Origin of the sequence: Serratia sp. PF-27 (assembly GCF_030053255.1) — a bacterium.
GTDB classification, from domain to species: domain Bacteria; phylum Pseudomonadota; class Gammaproteobacteria; order Enterobacterales; family Enterobacteriaceae; genus Serratia; species Serratia bockelmannii.
Genome location: NZ_JASGBT010000002.1, coordinates 98,254 through 116,360, shown reverse-complemented (window position 1 = coordinate 116,360; position 18,107 = coordinate 98,254). Strand labels below are relative to the sequence as shown.

Below are 18,107 nucleotides of genomic sequence, written 5' to 3'. Positions count from 1 at the left end.
AGCAGGGAAAGGAAGTTTGTCGCTCGTCACGGCACACCGTTTGCCGCTGCGAAACGTTGTTAAGGAGAGCCGCTCGTGAGGATGTCGCATATCAACTTTAATCACCTTTACTATTTCTGGCAGGTCTGCAAGGCCGGTTCCGTGGTCGGCGCCGCTGAAGCGTTGTTTCTGACGCCGCAGACCATCACCGGCCAGATCAAGGCGCTGGAAGAGCGGTTGGACGGCAAGCTGTTCAAACGCCAGGGGCGCGGGTTGGTGCCTTCGGAGCTGGGGCAGTTGGTGTTCCGCTATGCTGACAAGATGTTTATGCTCAGCCAGGAAATGCTGGATATCGTCAACTATCGCAAAGAGTCGAATCTGCTGTTCGACGTCGGCGTGGCGGACGCGCTGTCGAAGCGCCTGGTCAGCCAGGTGTTGGAAACGGCGGTGGTGGTGGACAACGAACAGATCCACCTGCGTTGTTTTGAATCGACGCACGAGATGCTGCTGGAGCAGCTCAGCCAGCACAAGCTGGATATGATCCTGTCGGATTGCCCGGTGGACTCCAGCCAGCAGGAAGGGCTGTTCTCGCTGAAGCTGGGCGAGTGCGGCATCAGCTTCTTCTGTCGCCAGCCGGCGCCGGAGTTGCCGTTCCCGGCCTGCCTGGAGCAGCGCAAGTTGCTGATCCCCGGCCGCCGTTCGATGCTGGGGCGCAAACTGCTCAACTGGTTCAATACGCAGGGCATCCAGGTGGAGATTCTGGGCGAGTTCGACGATGCGGCGCTGATGAAGGCTTTCGGCATGTACCACAACGCGATCTTCGTGGCGCCGACGCTGTATGCGCAGGATACCTACAACGATGATAACGTGGTGGAGATTGGACGTATAGACAGCGTGCAGGAGGAGTATTACATCATCTTCGCCGAGCGCATGATCCAGCATCCGGCGGTGCAGCGCGTCTGCAACAAAGACTTCTCGGCGCTGTTTTCCTGCTAGCGGTTCACTGAACGCAGGGCGTAAAAAAACCGGCCTGAGCCGGTTTTTTTATCAAGCAGATAACGAAATGCTTACTGCATTGCGTTGATGCGTGCAGTCAGGTTTGACTTATGACGCGCTGCTTTGTTTTTGTGGATCAGGCCTTTAGCTGCCTGACGGTCCACCAGTGGCTGCATTACCAGGAATGCATTTTGTGCTGCTTCTTTGTCGCCAGCTGCGATAGCTGCGTCTACCTTCTTGATGAAGGTACGCACCATTGAGCGACGGCTTGCGTTATGCTTGCGGCGTTTCTCAGACTGTACGGCGCGTTTCTTAGCTGATTTGATATTAGCCAAGGTCCAACTCCCAAATATATTCTATTGAGGACAATTCAAAGGCCGAGGAATATGCCCTTTTAGCCTTCGTTTGTCAATGGATTTGTGCAAATAAGCGCCGTTTGTACAGGCGGCACTCGCTACGTTGTGATGGCGCAGGATTTTACCAGCTTCGCTCTTGGGAATACAGTGTTTCGCGAGAAAATTCGCCAATGTTTTGCCGCGGCGGACGCAAGCCGTTGGCCGCGGTCGAGAATCGGCCCGGTGGCGCCGGATAAACTGCGGCGAAGCCGTTTCACGCGCAGATTATCTCCGGTATGGTATGTCTATTACATAAAGGCACCAATCGCGGGTTAACCTTACCGGCTGTACAAGGTATAATCCGCCGATTTCCACTGTTTTGAGCCAGCTATGGAGCTAATTCGCGGCATTCACAATATCCGGGCGCGCCACCATGGTTGCGTGCTCACCATCGGCAACTTCGACGGCGTGCATCGCGGTCATCAGGCGTTGCTGGAGCAGTTGAAGCAACAAGGGCAACGCCTCGGGCTGCCGGTGATGGTCATGATCTTTGAGCCGCAGCCGCTGGAGATGTTCGCCGCAGACAAGGCGCCGGCCCGTTTGACGCGCCTGCGTGACAAGGCCAACTACCTGGCGCAGGCGGGCGTCGATTACCTGCTGTGCGTCAAGTTCGATCCGCGTTTCGCCGCCAACACCGCGCAGGCGTTCGTCGCCGAGCTGCTGGTGGAAAAACTGGGCGTCAAATTCCTGATGGTGGGGGATGATTTTCGCTTTGGCGCCGGGCGTCAGGGCGATTTTCCGCTATTGCAGCAGGCCGGAAAAGAGTACGGCTTCGACGTGGTCAGTACCCCGACCTTCCGCGAAGGCGATCGGCGCATCAGCAGCACCGCGATCCGCACCGCGCTGAGCGAGGACGATCTGCCGCTGGCAGAGACCCTGCTGGGCCACCCGTACAGCATCTCCGGGCGCGTGGTGCACGGCGATGAGCTGGGCCGCACCATCGGCTTCCCGACCGCCAACCTGCCGCTCAAGCGCCTGGTGGCGCCGGTGAAAGGGGTGTATGCGGTGGAGGTGTACGGCCTGGGGCCGCAGCCGCTGCCGGGCGTGGCCAACATCGGCACGCGTCCGACCGTCGCCGGCGTGCGCCAGCAGCTGGAAGTGCATCTGCTGGATGTCACAATGGATCTTTACGGGCGCCATATTGAGGTGGTGCTCCGCGCAAAATTGCGCAATGAACAACGGTTTGCTTCTCTCGATGCCCTGAAGCAGCAAATCGCCAATGATGTGGTGACGGCCCGGAAGTTCTTCGGGCTACAGACACCGGTTTAATCTCTATAGCCGAAAACGGAACCGAGAATCTAATGAGTGACTACAAGAATACCCTGAACTTGCCGGAAACAGGGTTCCCGATGCGCGGCGATCTCGCCAAGCGCGAACCTGGCATGCTGCAACGTTGGTATGAACAGGATCTGTACGGGATTATTCGTACTGCCAAAAAGGGCAAAAAAACCTTCATTTTGCATGACGGCCCTCCGTATGCGAACGGCAGCATTCACATTGGTCACTCGGTTAACAAGATTCTCAAAGACATTATCATCAAGTCGAAAGGGATGGCCGGCTTCGACTCGCCTTATGTGCCGGGTTGGGATTGCCACGGCCTGCCGATCGAACTGAAGGTGGAACAGCTGTACGGCAAACCGGGCGAGAAGCTGACGGCGGCCGAGTTCCGCCAGAAGTGCCGCGAGTACGCGGCCGAGCAGGTTGAAGGTCAGAAGAAGGACTTCATCCGCCTGGGCGTGCTGGGCGACTGGGATCGTCCCTACCTGACCATGGATTTCAAAACCGAAGCCAACATTATCCGCGCGCTGGGCAAGATCATCAGCAACGGCCACCTGCTGAAAGGCGCCAAGCCGGTTCACTGGTGCACCGACTGCGGCTCATCGCTGGCGGAAGCGGAAGTGGAGTACTACGACAAGACTTCGCCGTCGATCGACGTGACCTTCCATGCGGCCGACGCGGCTGCCGTGGCGGCCAAGTTTGGCGTGAGCCACTTCAACGGCGCCATCTCGCTGGTTATCTGGACCACCACCCCGTGGACCCTGCCAGCCAACCGCGCGATCTCGCTGCATCCGGACTTCACCTATCAACTGGTGCAGGTTGACGGCCAGTGCCTGATCCTGGCGGCCGAACTGGTGGAAAGCGTGATGAAACGCGCCGGCATCACCGAGTGGACGGTGCTGGGCAGCTGCAAAGGCGCCGATCTGGAGCTGCTGCGCTTCAAACACCCGTTCATGGACTTCGACGTGCCGGCGATCCTCGGCGAGCACGTGACGCTGGACGCCGGTACCGGTGCGGTGCACACCGCGCCAGGCCACGGCCCGGACGACTTCGTGATCGGCCAGAAATACGGCCTGGAAGTGGCCAACCCGGTAGGGCCGAACGGCTGCTACCTGACCGGCACCTACCCGCTGCTGGACGGCAAGTTCGTCTTCAAGGCCAACGATCTGATCGTCGATCTGCTGCGTGACAAAGGCGCGCTGCTGCACGTCGAGAAGTTCTTGCACAGCTATCCGTGCTGCTGGCGCCACAAGACGCCGATCATCTTCCGCGCCACGCCGCAATGGTTCATCAGCATGGATCAGAAAGGCCTGCGTCAGCAGTCGCTGGAAGAGATCAAGGGCGTGCAGTGGATCCCGGATTGGGGCCAGGCGCGCATCGAAATGATGGTGGCCAACCGCCCGGACTGGTGCATCTCGCGTCAGCGCACCTGGGGCGTACCGATGTCGCTGTTCGTGCACAAAGAGACCGAGCAGCTGCACCCGCGCACCGTTGAGCTGATGGAAGAAGTGGCCAAGCGCGTCGAGCAAGACGGCATTCAGGCCTGGTGGGATCTGGACGCGGCCGACATCCTCGGCGCGGAAGCCGCCGACTACGTGAAAGTGCCGGATACGCTGGACGTGTGGTTCGATTCCGGTTCTACCCACGCCTCTGTTGTCGATGTGCGCCCTGAATTCAACGGCCACGGCGCCGACATGTATCTGGAAGGCTCCGACCAACACCGCGGCTGGTTCATGTCATCGCTGATGATCTCCACCGCGATGAAAGGTAAGGCGCCTTATAAAGAAGTGCTGACCCACGGCTTCACCGTCGATGGCCAGGGCCGCAAGATGTCCAAGTCGATCGGCAACACCGTCAGCCCGCAGGACGTGATGAACAAGCTCGGCGGCGACATTCTGCGTCTGTGGGTGGCGTCGACCGATTACACCGGCGAGATCGCGGTATCCGACGAGATCCTCAAGCGTTCCGCCGACTCTTACCGCCGCATCCGCAACACCGCGCGCTTCCTGCTGGCCAACCTGAACGGGTTCGAGCCGAGCACCGACTGCGTGGCGCCTGAAGACATGGTGGTGCTGGATCGCTGGGCGGTCGGCCGCGCGCTGGCGGCGCAGCAGGATATCGAGCAGGCTTATGCCAACTACGATTTCCACGAAGTGGTGCAGCGCCTGATGCAGTTCTGTTCGGTCGAGATGGGCTCCTTCTACCTGGATATCATCAAGGATCGTCAGTACACCGCGAAGAGCGACAGCGTCGCCCGCCGCAGCTGCCAGACCGCGCTGTATCACATCGTGGAAGCGCTGGTGCGCTGGATGGCGCCGATCATGTCGTTCACCGCAGACGAGATCTGGGGCTTCATGCCGGGCAAACGCGCGCAGTACGTGTTCACCGAAGAGTGGTACGACGGCCTGTTCGGGTTGGCGGAAGGCGAGCCGATGAACGACGCTTTCTGGGCTGAGCTGCTGAAAGTGCGCGGCGAAGTGAACAAGGTGCTGGAGCAGGCGCGTGCCGACAAACGCCTCGGCGGTTCGCTGGAAGCGGCGGTGACGCTGTATGCCGACAGCGAGCTAGCGGCTCGCCTGAACAGCCTGCAGGATGAGCTGCGCTTCGTGCTGCTGACCTCTGCGGCAAGCGTTGCGCCATTGGCGGATGCGCCGGCCGACGCGCAGGCCTCCGAGCTGCTGAAAGGGCTGAAGATCGCCTTCAGCACGGCGCCAGGTGAGAAGTGCCCGCGCTGCTGGCATTACACCACCGATATCGGTCTGGTGGCGGAGCACGCAGACATCTGCGGCCGCTGTGTGAGCAACGTCGCCGGTGACGGCGAGAAGCGTAACTTTGCCTGAGAACTCGCGCCTGATGAGTAAACCAATTTGTTCGACCGGCCTGCGTTGGCTGTGGGTTGTAGTGGCGGTGCTGGCGCTGGATTTCGGCAGCAAGCAGTGGATCCTCGCTAACTTTACGCTGGGCCAGTCCCAACCGTTGATCCCGTCGTTCAACCTGTTTTACGCGCGCAACTACGGCGCTGCGTTCAGCTTCCTGGCCGATCACGGCGGTTGGCAGCGCTGGTTCTTCGCCGGCATCGCCATCGCCATCGTCGCGGTGCTGCTGGTGATGATGTACCGCAGCGCGGCGCAGCAGAAGCTGAACAACATCGCCTACGCCTTCATCATCGGTGGGGCGTTGGGCAACCTGTTCGATCGCCTGTGGCACGGTTTTGTGGTCGATTTCATCGACTTCTACGTCGGTGACTGGCACTACCCGACCTTCAATCTGGCGGACAGCTTTATCTGCGTGGGTGCGGCGATGATCGTGCTGGAAGGTTTCCTGTCGCCGGCGAACAAAGGCGCAAAGAGTAAAGGTGAGTAACATGACGGCTCAGATTATCAGTGACAGCGCGGTGCTGGTTCACTTTACGCTGAAACTGGAAGACGGTTCGACCGCCGAATCTACCCGCAGCAGCGGCAAACCGGCGCTGTTCCGTCTGGGTGACGGCAGCCTGTCGGCGCCGCTGGAAGCGCAGCTGCTCGGCCTGCGAGCGGGCGACAAGTGTGCCTTTACCCTGCAGCCGGAAGCGGCGTTCGGCGCGGAGAACCCGGATCTGGTCCAGTTCTTCTCGCGCCGCGACTTCGCGGAAACCGGCGTGCCGGACGTGGGCACCATCATGCTGTTTACCGCCATCGACGGCAGCGAAATGCCGGGCGTGGTGCGCGCGGTGGCGGAGGATTCAATCACCGTCGATTTCAACCATCCGCTGGCGGGCCATCCGGTGACCTTCGACATTGAAGTGCTGGAGATCGATCCGCAGCAGGAGGAGACGCATGCAAATATTGCTGGCTAACCCGCGCGGCTTCTGCGCCGGGGTTGATCGTGCGATCAGCATCGTGGAACGTGCGCTGGAGCTGTATGGCGCGCCGATCTACGTACGGCATGAAGTGGTGCACAACCGCTACGTGGTTGACAGCCTGCGTGAGCGGGGCGCCGTGTTTATCGAAGAGATCGCCGAAGTGCCGGACGGTTCTATCCTGATCTTCTCGGCGCACGGCGTGTCTCAGGCGGTACGCGCCGAAGCCAAGGCGCGCGATCTGACCATGTTGTTCGATGCCACTTGCCCATTGGTGACCAAGGTGCATATGGAAGTGGCGCGCGCCAGCCGCCGCGGCACCGAAGCGATTCTGATTGGCCATGCCGGTCATCCGGAGGTGGAAGGCACCATGGGCCAGTACAGCAACCCGAAGGGCGGCATGTACCTGGTCGAATCGCCGGAAGACGTGTGGAAGCTGCAGGTGAAAGACGAAAGCAATCTGTGCTTCATGACGCAGACCACGCTGTCGGTTGATGATACCTCGGACGTGATTGACGCGCTGCGTCAGCGCTTCCCGAGCATTATCGGTCCGCGTAAGGATGACATTTGCTACGCCACCACCAACCGTCAGGAAGCGGTGCGTAACCTGGCAGGCGATGCGGATGTGGTGCTGGTGGTGGGGTCAAAGAACTCTTCCAACTCTAACCGTCTGGCTGAACTGGCGCAGCGCGTGGGCAAACCGGCTTATCTGATCGATTCGGCGGCGGATATTCAGGAGAGCTGGCTGAGCGAAGCGCGCAATATCGGCGTTACCGCCGGCGCCTCGGCACCGGACGTGCTGGTGCAGGAGGTGATTTCTCGCCTGAAAGCGCTGGGCGGCCTGGACGTGCATGAAATCAGCGGGCGTGAAGAGAACATCGTGTTTGAAGTGCCTAAAGAGCTGCGGGTGGACGTTCGTCAGATTGACTGACATGCGCCGGCGGATGACAGCGGGGAGCTTAGGCTTCCCGTTTTTTTTGGAATCGTGCCGCGTTAAAAATAACATGCCATGCATATTCAAATTTTCTGCTAACTAAAGTCAAATTTATTCTGAGTATTTGAAATAACGGCGGTGTATTTAATTATAAAGGCTGGCGAAAAGTCATTAATCAGAATATCATTAGGCTGCAATCTAAATGAGGCCCGGTGTTGGCAAAGTGATTACAATAATTACAATAATGGATGTTGCAGATGTTTCTTATTTTATTCCTGTCGAATATGTTCTACGGCCGTTAATCCCTTCTCCTGCAAATAGAGTTTCATATGTTCCAGCAACCGTCTGACTTTTAATGGCTGGATCTCCCTGCGCGGCATAATGGCATAGCAATTAATTTCCGGTAACCGCCAATCGGGCAATATTTCAATCAGCTCACCGCTGCGCAATTCACGTTCAACGTTGGCGAAGAAATTGCGAATGATCCCCTTGCCGGTCAGCGCCAACTCCTTCATCGCCATACCGCTGTTGGTGAACAAACGCCCCGTCATACGCATGCGGTGTTCGCCGCCGTCGCGATGGATAAGACGGACAAACTGCGGGTTGCCGAGCGGTGTAAAGGTGACCCAGTGGTGATGGCTCAGCGCCTGCGGTGAATCCGGCACGCCGTGGTGTGCCAGGTAGGCCGGTGAGGCGCATAACACTTCACGGCAGCGCGCCAGCCGCGTGGAAACGTAGCTGGAGTCGGCCAGCACGCCGCCACGTATCGCCAGATCGATGCGTTGCGTGATGAGGTCTATCTTCTCATCGTGGATTTCCAGTCGCAGCGTAAGCTGCGGGTGTTCATCGAGGAAGCTTTGCAGCGCCGGCACCAGATAGTGGGTGGCGAATTCAGTGGAGGTGGCGACACGTAGTTCGCCGACCAGCTCGCCGCGCAGCGCGGCGATCCGTTGTTGGCCACGTTCGGCTGCGTGGATCATCAGCAGGCAATCTTCATAAAAACACAATCCTGCTTCGGTCAGACTCAATGAACGCGTCGATCGCAACAGTAATTGAATGCCCAGATGTTCCTCCAGCTGGCGAATATGTTGGCTGACGGCGGAGGTCGTCATGCCCAATTCTTTTGCCGCCATGCTGAATGCGCCGCAATCGACCACTTTTGAGAAAATGGCCATGCGTTTTAAAATATTGCTCATAGTTTGTTAAGCACAACTTAACCAAGATTGTGAATTATACGGGCTAATAATATAGCACCATCTCTTCTATATTGCCTGAAGCATATAAACGCCGGGCTGATTATTATTTTGCAGAGATTTTTTCTCTTTTTGATAAATCTTATTGCGCTTATCAATAATACACCCGCGCCACATCGCAACAGGAGCTCATTGTGGACAGCGCTCAGAAAGAAGAAATATCGTTAAAGATCCTACGTGAATTATTGCAATACCGCCGCCGTTTCCCCGGCGACGACACCTCGATCGCCGAAGAAGAACGGCGGGTCACTCAGGTGCAATTGCCGCGCATTCGGGCATTCATCGAAAACGAGCAACGTATCGAATTCGTGCTACCGGCCTTCCCGACCAAGTCGCCCAACACCAACAAGGTGATCGGTGCGCTGCCGGACATGGCGGAGCGGCTGTCGTTGATCTTCCTCAACTCGCTGTGCCAGCGCATTCAGCTCTATTACCCGCCGGGGGCGCATATCGTTATCTGCTCCGACGGTCACGTGTTCGGCGATCTGATCCGCGTCAGCGACGACGCGATCAACCACTATCAGCGCGAGATTGAAAGCCTGCTGCATGAAGTGGGCGCGACATACCTGAGCGTGTTCAACCTCGGCGATGTCAAAGGCCTGGCGGAGCATACCGATGATTATGATCTGCTGCGCCGATTGTTGGTGGAGGGCTATGCCGAATCGGAAGAGGCGATCAAACAGCAACTGATGCAGGACGAACAGGGCCTCTTGCTGTACCGCGCCATCACGCGCTTCCTGTATGAAGACAGCCAACTGCCGGGCTACAGCGGTTCCAACGCCGCGCTGCAGAAAGACGCCAAACAGCGCGCTTGCGGCGTGATCCAGCGCAGCTGGGCCTGGGGCAATCTGCTGGCGCAGCACTTCCCGGCGGCGATCCGTCTGTCGATTCACCCGCAGCCGGTCGACAGTCTGAAAATGGGTATCCACATGATGCCGACCAAAGACGACTGGCTGACGCCGTGGCACGGCGTGGCAGCCAACGTGAACGGCCAGTTCGTGCTGATGAAACGTAAAGACGCGCAGAGCCTGGACGGCGAGCTGGTAGAGATCCGCGGCACGCCGAGCCATTACCTGATCGAACAACCGCAGATGGCCTGAGGCCGCTGCATGCTTTTGCGCCCGAAATCCTGACGGGCGCGTTTTTGACGGCACGTTGCCGTGTGAGCAGCACATTCGATGCAAGGAGAATACCGATGAACAACCAACCGCTTAATTGCCATATCCAACCGAATACCCCGTTCGGCGCGATCCTGACGCCGCAGCATCCGGGGCAAAAGATCGGCGAGCTACCGGTGGCGGCGCTGCGAGCGCTGGCGCAGGAGCACCACTTGCTGGTGCTGCGCGGATTCGACTCCGGTTTCAGCGATGGGGAGGTTCTGACGCGCTACGCCGAGCAGTGGGGCGAGATCATGATGTGGCCGTTCGGCGCGGTGCTGGACGTGAAGGAACATCCTGACGCCAAGGATCATATTTTCGACAGCAGCTACGTCCCACTGCATTGGGATGGTATGTATAAGCCGACCATCCCCGAGTTCCAGCTGTTCCACTGCGTGGCGGCGCCGTCGCAGGACGAAGGCGGGTGCACTACCTTCGTCGATACCACGCGGTTGCTGGCCAATGCGGACGAAGCGTTGTTGGATCAGTGGCTGTCGGTGTCGATCACCTACCGCATCAAGCAGGTGGTGCATTACGGCGGAGAAGTCTGTTCGCCGTTGGTGGTGCAGCACCCGAACGGCAGGGGCTTGATCATGCGCTACAATGAACCGCCGACGGAGGGGAAAAAATTCCTCAACCAGCATGCGCTGGAATATCACGGCGTGCCGGAACAACAGCAGGAACAGTTCCATCACACTCTGCAGCAGCACCTGTACGATCCGCGTCACTATTATGCCCATCAGTGGCAACAGGGCGACGTGGTGGTGGCGGACAATTTCTCGCTGCTGCACGGCCGTGAGGGCTTTACCGCCCGTTCCGCGCGTCATTTGCAGCGCGTGCATATTCAGAGCAACCCGGTGTGCGCCAATCTGGCGCTGAAGCCGGCCAACGCAGAAGCGTAAAGGAGCATTATGGCAAGGATACTGATGGCGGCGGTCGCCACTCCGGGGCACGTCTACCCGATGTTGGCCATCGCTCGCCACCTGGTTGCCCAAGGGCATCAGGTGCGGGTGATGACCGGCGCGCTGTTCCGCGAACGCGCCGAAGCGGCTGGGGCGAGCTTCGTGCCGTTCGACGCGCAGGTGGATTTCGACTATCGCCACCTGGAGGAGCATTTCCCCGAGCGCGCCGCGCTGCCGCCGGGCAATGCGCAGATGGCGCTGGCGCTGAAAGATTTCTTCGCCGCGCCGATCCCACTGTTGGATCGTCAGCTGCGTGCGGCCATCGCCGCCGAAAAGACCGATCTGCTGATGGTGGAGAACTGCTTCTACGGCGTGCTGCCGCTGCTGCAGTCCGCCGAACGGCCGCCGGTCTTCGGGATCGGCGTCACGCCGCTGTCGTATTCTTCGCGCGACGCCATTTTCTATGGCCCGCGCATCCCGCCGGCGCTGCTGCCGCGGGCGCTGACCCGCGAGCAATTGGTGGATGAAGCGACGCGGGTGTTGCTTGATGAGGTGCAGCAAAGCTTTGATGCCGCGCTGGTGCAAGCGGGCGGGCGGCCGCTGAATCGCCCGTTTACCGATGCGCTGATCGGCGGCTGCGAGCGTTTCCTGCAGTTGGCCACCACGGCGCTGGAATATGAGCGCGACGACCTGCCGAGCGGTGTGCGCTTCGTCGGGCCGCTGCGCAGCGGTGGTCAACCGGCCGCGGAAGAGGCGCTGTGGGAGGAGGACGATCGTCAGCCGCTGGTGATCGTGTCTCAGGGCACGCTGGCCAATGTCGATCTGCATCAGCTGATCGTGCCGACGCTGCAGGCGCTGGCGCATCTGCCGGTGCGGGTGTTGGCCACCACCGGCGGGCGAGCGACCGAAGGGCTGATGGACGCGTTGCCGGACAACGCCCGAGTGCGGGCGTTCATCTCCTTCGAACACTGGTTACCGCAGGCGGCGCTGCTGATCACCAACGGCGGTTACGGCTCGATCAACTATGCGCTGGACAGCGGCGTGCCGCTGATTGTCGCCGGCACCGGCGAGGACAAGCTGGAGGCTGCCGCGCGCGTGGTGGCCGCCGGCTGCGGCATCAGTCTGCACACCAGCACGCCGAGCGCAGAACAGATCCTGGCGGCGGCGTCGCGTATTCTGCAGCAGCCGATCTATCGGCAACGCGCAGCGCTGGTGCGTGAGGACTATGCCCGCCACGATGCGCTCACGGCGATCGCCAACGAAGTGGCCGCCATTACCGCCTGACCTCGCAGTGTTCCTTTCCCCAGGCGCCGTTTTCGGCGCCTTTTTTCTGCATTTTCTTGCCATGGAAACTGCATGATTATGTACAATCGTCGCAGGCCGCCAAATCGGTTGAATGTTAATCTCACGACAGCGCCGCTGATGAAAGCGGGGGAATATCATAATTTTCTAATTATGAAATGAATCCTCTGGCGACGCTGAAGTGGGACGGTTACCCTGAATCGATAGCCTAATGGGATAGGCGTCAAAACAAGAAGAGAGCAAGCATGAGTGATTCACAAATCCGCATTGCGATTGCGGGCGCCGGCGGCCGGATGGGCCGTCAGTTGATCCAGGCGGTGCAGCAGGCGGAAGGCGTGGTGTTGGGAGCGGCGCTGTCGCGCCCGGGTTCAAGCCTGATCGGCGTCGACGCCGGCGAGCTGGCGGGCATCGGCGCGCTGGGCGTCAAGGTGAGCGACAGTCTGGATAACGTGGCGAACGAGTTCGACATTCTGATCGACTTCACCCGCCCTGAAAGCACCCTGGGCTACCTGGAATTTTGCATGGCGCACCATAAGGCGATGGTGATTGGTACCACCGGCTTTGATGACGCCGGCAAGCAGGCGATCCGCGATGCGGCGCAGCATATCGGCATCGTGTTCGCCGCCAACTTCAGCGTCGGCGTCAACCTGGTGCTGAAACTGCTTGAGAAGGCCGCGCAGGTGATGGGCGACTATACCGATATCGAAATCGTTGAGGCGCACCATCGCCACAAAGTGGATGCGCCGTCGGGCACGGCGTTGGCCATGGGCGAAGCGATCGCCGGCGCGCTGGGGCGCGATCTGAAAAGCTGTGCGGTCTATGCGCGCGAAGGCCATACCGGCGAACGCGATCCGAAAAGCATCGGCTTTGCCACCATTCGCGCCGGCGACATCGTCGGCGAGCACACCGCGATGTTCGCCGACATCGGTGAACGGGTGGAAATCACCCATAAGGCCTCCAGCCGTATGACTTTTGCCAGCGGCGCGGTGCGCGCGGCTTCCTGGTTGCATAACCGGGATAAAGGCCTATTTGATATGCGCGATGTGCTAAGTTTGGACCAGATATAACTAAATTGAATACCATCGTGATGTGGTTGTGTTGATCATAATGCTATGATAATAGGGCAATAATTTTATTGTCCTTTTTTTTAACATGATAAATATTATGTTTTGTTTGCTTTGTCATTGAAGTGGTTGTTTTTATGTGTTTATCCTGCTGATTACCTCCGTTTTTTCCGCTTACAGCTTTTTTAGCGTCTTTTTCGTCCCATTCTGGCCGCGTTTTCCGTCATTCTTCCCCGCAACCGTTTCCTAGCCCCGGTTTTCTGTGTTTTTATCGCCGCTCACGCCGCATGAGCGCCGAGAACTGCAAAAATAAAACAAAAAATGGCGGTTTGGGTAGACAAGCCAGGCACTCATCATTAAAATGCGCCCAATTTGCCAAAAATTGGCCTCGCGGACGGTTTTTGCATTGATTTAGATCGCGATATCTGAATTAATATGCAAATATTGTGATTGATTATTCCTCGGAGGATGTTTTGATAAAGTCAGCGCTATTGGTTCTGGAAGACGGAACCCAATTCCACGGTCGGGCCATCGGGGCAGAGGGAACGGCAGTGGGGGAAGTGGTCTTCAATACGTCGATGACCGGTTATCAAGAAATCCTCACTGATCCTTCCTATTCCCGCCAGATCGTTACTCTTACTTATCCTCATATCGGCAATGTCGGCACCAATGCTTCCGACGAAGAATCCTCCGCAGTACACGCCCAAGGCCTCGTCATTCGTGACCTCCCGCTGATCGCCAGCAACTACCGCAGTGAAGAAAGCCTGTCCGACTACCTCAAGCGTCACAACATCGTGGCGATCGCCGATATCGATACCCGTAAATTGACCCGCCTGCTGCGCGAAAAAGGCGCCCAGAACGGCTGCATCGTTGCCGCCGATTCGCCGGACGCCGCGCTGGCCCTGGCCAAGGCGCAAGGCTTCCCGGGGTTGAAGGGCATGGATTTGGCGAAAGAGGTCACCACTCAAGAGGCCTACAGCTGGCAGCAAGGCAGCTGGACGCTTGAAGGCGATCTGCCGGAAGCCAAAACCGCCGCGGAACTGCCGTTCCACGTGGTGGCTTACGACTACGGCGCCAAGCGCAACATCTTGCGCATGCTGGTGGATCGCGGCTGCCGCCTGACCGTGGTGCCGGCGCAGACCCCAGCCGACGAAGTGCTGAAAATGAATCCGGACGGCATCTTCCTGTCCAACGGCCCGGGCGACCCGGAGCCGTGCGACTACGCCATCGCCGCCATCAAACAGTTCCTGGAAACCGACATTCCGGTGTTCGGCATCTGCCTGGGCCACCAGCTGCTGGCGCTGGCCAGCGGGGCGAAAACCATGAAGATGAAGCTCGGCCACCACGGCGGCAACCACCCGGTGAAGGATCTGGACAACAACACGGTGATGATCACCGCGCAGAACCACGGCTTTGCGGTAGATGAAAACAACCTGCCGGCGAATCTGCGCGTGACGCACAAATCGCTGTTCGACCACACGGTGCAGGGCATTCACCGCACCGACAAGGCGGCGTTCAGCTTCCAGGGGCACCCGGAAGCCAGCCCAGGCCCGCACGACGCCGCGCCGCTGTTCGATCACTTTATCGAACTGATTGAGACTTACCGTTCTAACGCCAAATAATCAGGAGCAGTAAAAAATGCCAAAACGTACAGACATAAAAAGCATCCTGATCCTCGGCGCGGGTCCGATCGTTATCGGCCAGGCGTGTGAGTTCGACTACTCGGGCGCCCAGGCCTGTAAAGCGCTGCGCGAAGAGGGCTACCGCGTCATTCTGGTCAACTCCAACCCGGCGACCATCATGACCGACCCGGAGATGGCCGACGCGACCTACATTGAGCCGATCCACTGGGAAGTGGTGCGCAAGATCATTGAAAAAGAGCGCCCGGATGCGGTGCTGCCGACCATGGGCGGCCAGACGGCGCTGAACTGCGCGCTGGAGCTGGAGCGTCAGGGCGTGCTGGCCGAGTTCGGCGTCACCATGATCGGCGCGACCGCCGATGCCATCGACAAGGCCGAAGACCGACGCCGTTTCGACGTGGCGATGAAGAAAATCGGTTTGGATACCGCGCGTTCCGGCATCGCGCACACCATGGAAGAAGCGCTGGCGGTAGCCGCTGACGTCGGCTTCCCGTGCATTATCCGTCCTTCCTTTACTATGGGCGGCACCGGCGGCGGCATCGCCTACAACCGCGAAGAGTTCGAAGAGATCTGCGAACGCGGTCTGGACCTGTCGCCGACCAACGAGCTGCTGATCGACGAATCGCTGATCGGTTGGAAAGAGTACGAGATGGAAGTGGTGCGTGATAAGAACGACAACTGCATCATCGTTTGCTCCATCGAAAACTTCGACGCCATGGGCATCCACACCGGCGACTCGATCACCGTTGCGCCGGCCCAGACCCTGACCGACAAGGAATACCAAATCATGCGCAACGCCTCGATGGCGGTGCTGCGTGAGATCGGCGTTGAAACCGGCGGTTCCAACGTGCAGTTCTCGGTTAACCCGAAAACCGGCCGCCTGATCGTCATCGAGATGAACCCGCGCGTGTCGCGCTCTTCGGCGCTGGCGTCGAAAGCCACCGGCTTCCCGATCGCTAAGATCGCCGCCAAACTGGCAGTGGGCTATACCCTCGATGAGCTGATGAACGACATCACCGGCGGCCGCACTCCGGCGTCGTTCGAGCCGTCCATCGACTACGTCGTGACCAAGATCCCGCGCTTCAACTTCGAGAAGTTCGCCGGCGCCAACGATCGCCTGACTACCCAGATGAAGTCGGTCGGCGAAGTGATGGCCATCGGCCGCACCCAGCAGGAGTCGCTGCAGAAAGCGCTGCGCGGTCTGGAAGTGGGCGCCACCGGCTTCGATCCGAAAGTGAGCCTGGACGATCCGGAAGCGCTGACCAAAATCCGCCGCGAGCTGAAAGACGCCGGTTCCGACCGCATCTGGTACATCGCCGACGCCTTCCGCGCCGGTCTGTCGGTCGACGGCGTCTTCAACCTGACCAACGTCGATCGCTGGTTCCTGGTGCAGATTGAAGAGCTGGTGCGCCTGGAAGAGCAGGTAGCCGAAGCGGGCATCAATGGCCTGGACAAAGACTTCCTGCGCACGTTGAAGCGCAAGGGCTTCGCCGATGCGCGTCTGGCCAAGCTAGCCGGTGTCGCCGAGAGCGAAATTCGCAAGCTGCGTCACAGCCACGGTCTGCATCCGGTGTACAAGCGCGTGGATACCTGCGCGGCGGAATTCGCCACCGACACCGCCTACATGTACTCCACCTATGAAGAAGAGTGCGAGTCCAACCCGACCAACGACCGGCCGAAAGTAATGGTGTTGGGCGGCGGGCCGAACCGTATCGGCCAAGGCATCGAGTTTGACTACTGCTGCGTGCACGCCTCTCTGGCGCTGCGCGAAGACGGTTACGAGACCATCATGGTCAACTGTAACCCGGAAACCGTCTCCACCGACTACGACACCTCCGACCGCCTGTACTTTGAGCCGGTAACGCTGGAAGACGTGCTGGAAATCGTGCGTATCGAGAAGCCGAAAGGCGTTATCGTGCAGTACGGCGGCCAGACCCCGCTGAAGCTGGCGCGTGAGCTGGAAGCCGCAGGCGTGCCGATCATCGGTACCAGCCCGGATGCCATCGACCGTGCCGAAGACCGCGAACGCTTCCAGCAGGCGGTCAACCGCCTGGGCCTGAAGCAGCCGGCCAACGCCACCGTTACCGCCATCGAGCAGGCGGTCGAGAAGGCGGCGGGCATCGGCTATCCGCTGGTAGTGCGTCCTTCCTACGTGCTGGGCGGCCGGGCGATGGAAATCGTCTATGACGAAACCGACCTGCGCCGTTATTTCCAGACCGCGGTCAGCGTGTCCAACGATGCGCCGGTGTTGCTGGACCGCTTCCTGGACGACGCGGTGGAAGTGGACGTCGATGCTATCTGCGACGGCGAGCGCGTGCTGATTGGCGGCATCATGGAGCACATCGAGCAGGCGGGCGTGCACTCCGGCGACTCCGCGTGCTCACTGCCGGCGTACACCCTGAGCCAGGAAATTCAGGACGTGATGCGTCGCCAGGTGGAAAAACTGGCGTTCGAGCTGCAGGTGCGCGGTCTGATGAACGTGCAGTTCGCGGTGAAAGACAACGAAGTCTACCTGATTGAAGTCAACCCGCGCGCCGCGCGTACCGTGCCGTTCGTGTCCAAAGCGACCGGCGTGCCGCTGGCCAAAGTGGCCGCGCGCGTGATGGCGGGCAAAACGCTGGTTGAGCAGGGCGTGACCGAAGAAATTATCCCGCCGTACTACTCGGTGAAAGAAGTGGTGCTGCCGTTCAACAAATTCCCGGGCGTCGACCCGATTCTGGGGCCGGAAATGCGCTCTACCGGGGAAGTGATGGGCGTAGGCCGCACCTTCGCGGAAGCCTTCTCCAAAGCGATGCTGGGCAGCAACTCGGGCATGAAGAAGCAGGGCCGCGCGCTGCTGTCGGTGCGCGAAGGCGATAAAGCCCGCGTGGTCGATTTGGCCGCCAGCCTGCTGAAGCAGGGCTTCGAGTTGGATGCCACCCACGGCACCGCGGTGGTGCTGGGCGAAGCGGGCATCAACCCGCGTCTGGTCAACAAGGTGCACGAAGGGCGTCCGCATATTCAAGACCGTATCAAGAACGGCGAGTACACCTACATCGTCAACACCACGGCAGGCCGCCAGGCGATTGAGGACTCCAAGCTGATTCGCCGCAGCGCCCTGCAGTACAAGGTGCACTACGACACCACGCTGAACGGCGGCTTTGCCACCGCGATGGCGCTGAAAGCGGATCCGACCGAGCAGGTGACTTCGGTGCAGGAAATGCACGCGCGTATCGGCAAATAACCGCGCGAGAACGTTATGCCAGGGCGCTGCAGATGCAGCGCCTTTTTTTATTCAGCGAATTTGTCGGCTGGTGTTAAAAATTTCCGCTATCAATCAGTGGGCAAACTGTCACTCTGTGTGATTGGTATATGCTTGGTGTATTGGCA

At 59.4% G+C, this 18,107-nt stretch carries 14 protein-coding genes; 12 read left to right on the top strand and 2 right to left on the bottom strand.

The genetic code is table 11. The annotated features are described in order from the left end of the window. Positions 1-75: 75 nt before the first annotated feature. Complete coding sequence (gene nhaR / locus QMZ29_RS00835) at positions 76-975, top strand: transcriptional activator NhaR (RefSeq protein WP_004932962.1); 900 nt, start codon at positions 76-78, stop codon at positions 973-975. Positions 976-1,046: 71 nt separating this feature from the next. On the opposite strand, the gene rpsT is transcribed toward nhaR, so the two are convergent. Beyond that, positions 1,047-1,310: a 30S ribosomal protein S20 gene (gene rpsT / locus QMZ29_RS00830; protein WP_004932960.1), complete on the bottom strand. Its 264-nt coding sequence runs from the start codon at positions 1,308-1,310 to the stop codon at positions 1,047-1,049. Positions 1,311-1,700: 390 nt separating this feature from the next. Between rpsT and ribF the strand changes: the two genes are divergently transcribed. The 5 genes from ribF to ispH are packed head-to-tail and all read left to right on the top strand — an operon-like array spanning position 1,701 to position 7,417. Further along, positions 1,701-2,639, top strand: coding sequence for a bifunctional riboflavin kinase/FAD synthetase (ribF, locus tag QMZ29_RS00825; RefSeq protein ID WP_049207243.1), 939 nt, complete (start codon positions 1,701-1,703; stop codon positions 2,637-2,639). Between the two features lie 32 nt (positions 2,640-2,671). Then, positions 2,672-5,488, top strand: a complete 2,817-nt coding sequence (ileS, locus tag QMZ29_RS00820; RefSeq protein WP_049207244.1) for an isoleucine--tRNA ligase — start codon at positions 2,672-2,674, stop codon at positions 5,486-5,488. A 13-nt stretch (positions 5,489-5,501) separates the two neighbouring features. Beyond that, positions 5,502-6,011 carry a signal peptidase II gene (lspA, locus tag QMZ29_RS00815; RefSeq protein WP_025301524.1) on the top strand — a complete coding sequence of 170 codons (510 nt, stop codon included), beginning with the start codon at positions 5,502-5,504 and terminating at the stop codon, positions 6,009-6,011. Position 6,012: 1 nt separating this feature from the next. After that, positions 6,013-6,483 (top strand): FKBP-type peptidyl-prolyl cis-trans isomerase, encoded by a 471-nt coding sequence (gene fkpB / locus QMZ29_RS00810; protein ID WP_038628869.1) that lies wholly within the window; start codon positions 6,013-6,015, stop codon positions 6,481-6,483. Beyond that, on the top strand, positions 6,464-7,417 hold the full coding sequence (ispH, locus tag QMZ29_RS00805; RefSeq protein ID WP_025301526.1) for a 4-hydroxy-3-methylbut-2-enyl diphosphate reductase: 954 nt from the start codon (positions 6,464-6,466) through the stop codon (positions 7,415-7,417). The genes fkpB and ispH overlap by 20 nt, the downstream gene beginning before the upstream one ends. A gap of 272 nt (positions 7,418-7,689) precedes the next feature. Here ispH and QMZ29_RS00800 read toward each other — a convergent pair whose 3' ends face one another. After that, complete coding sequence (locus QMZ29_RS00800) at positions 7,690-8,616, bottom strand: LysR family transcriptional regulator (RefSeq protein WP_025301527.1); 927 nt, start codon at positions 8,614-8,616, stop codon at positions 7,690-7,692. A 191-nt stretch (positions 8,617-8,807) separates the two neighbouring features. On the opposite strand from QMZ29_RS00800, the gene pvcA reads away from it, so the two are divergent. The 6 genes from pvcA (at position 8,808) to carB (ending at position 17,961) form a co-directional block, all read left to right on the top strand. Further along, on the top strand, positions 8,808-9,773 hold the full coding sequence (gene pvcA, locus QMZ29_RS00795) for an L-tyrosine isonitrile synthase (RefSeq protein ID WP_261427444.1): 966 nt from the start codon (positions 8,808-8,810) through the stop codon (positions 9,771-9,773). 95 nt (positions 9,774-9,868) lie between these two features. After that, a complete protein-coding gene (locus QMZ29_RS00790) occupies positions 9,869-10,732 on the top strand; it encodes a TauD/TfdA dioxygenase family protein (RefSeq protein ID WP_049207249.1) in 864 nt (287 codons plus the stop codon). Between the two features lie 24 nt (positions 10,733-10,756). Beyond that, positions 10,757-12,016: a glycosyltransferase gene (locus QMZ29_RS00785; RefSeq protein ID WP_261427491.1), complete on the top strand. Its 1,260-nt coding sequence runs from the start codon at positions 10,757-10,759 to the stop codon at positions 12,014-12,016. Positions 12,017-12,279: 263 nt separating this feature from the next. Further along, entirely contained in the window at positions 12,280-13,101 is an 822-nt protein-coding gene (dapB, locus tag QMZ29_RS00780) for a 4-hydroxy-tetrahydrodipicolinate reductase (RefSeq protein ID WP_261427446.1), read from the top strand. Positions 13,102-13,571: 470 nt separating this feature from the next. After that, complete coding sequence (gene carA / locus QMZ29_RS00775; RefSeq protein ID WP_071826157.1) at positions 13,572-14,720, top strand: glutamine-hydrolyzing carbamoyl-phosphate synthase small subunit; 1,149 nt, start codon at positions 13,572-13,574, stop codon at positions 14,718-14,720. A 16-nt stretch (positions 14,721-14,736) separates the two neighbouring features. Next, on the top strand, positions 14,737-17,961 hold the full coding sequence (carB, locus tag QMZ29_RS00770) for a carbamoyl-phosphate synthase large subunit (protein ID WP_025301533.1): 3,225 nt from the start codon (positions 14,737-14,739) through the stop codon (positions 17,959-17,961). Positions 17,962-18,107 lie beyond the last annotated feature (146 nt).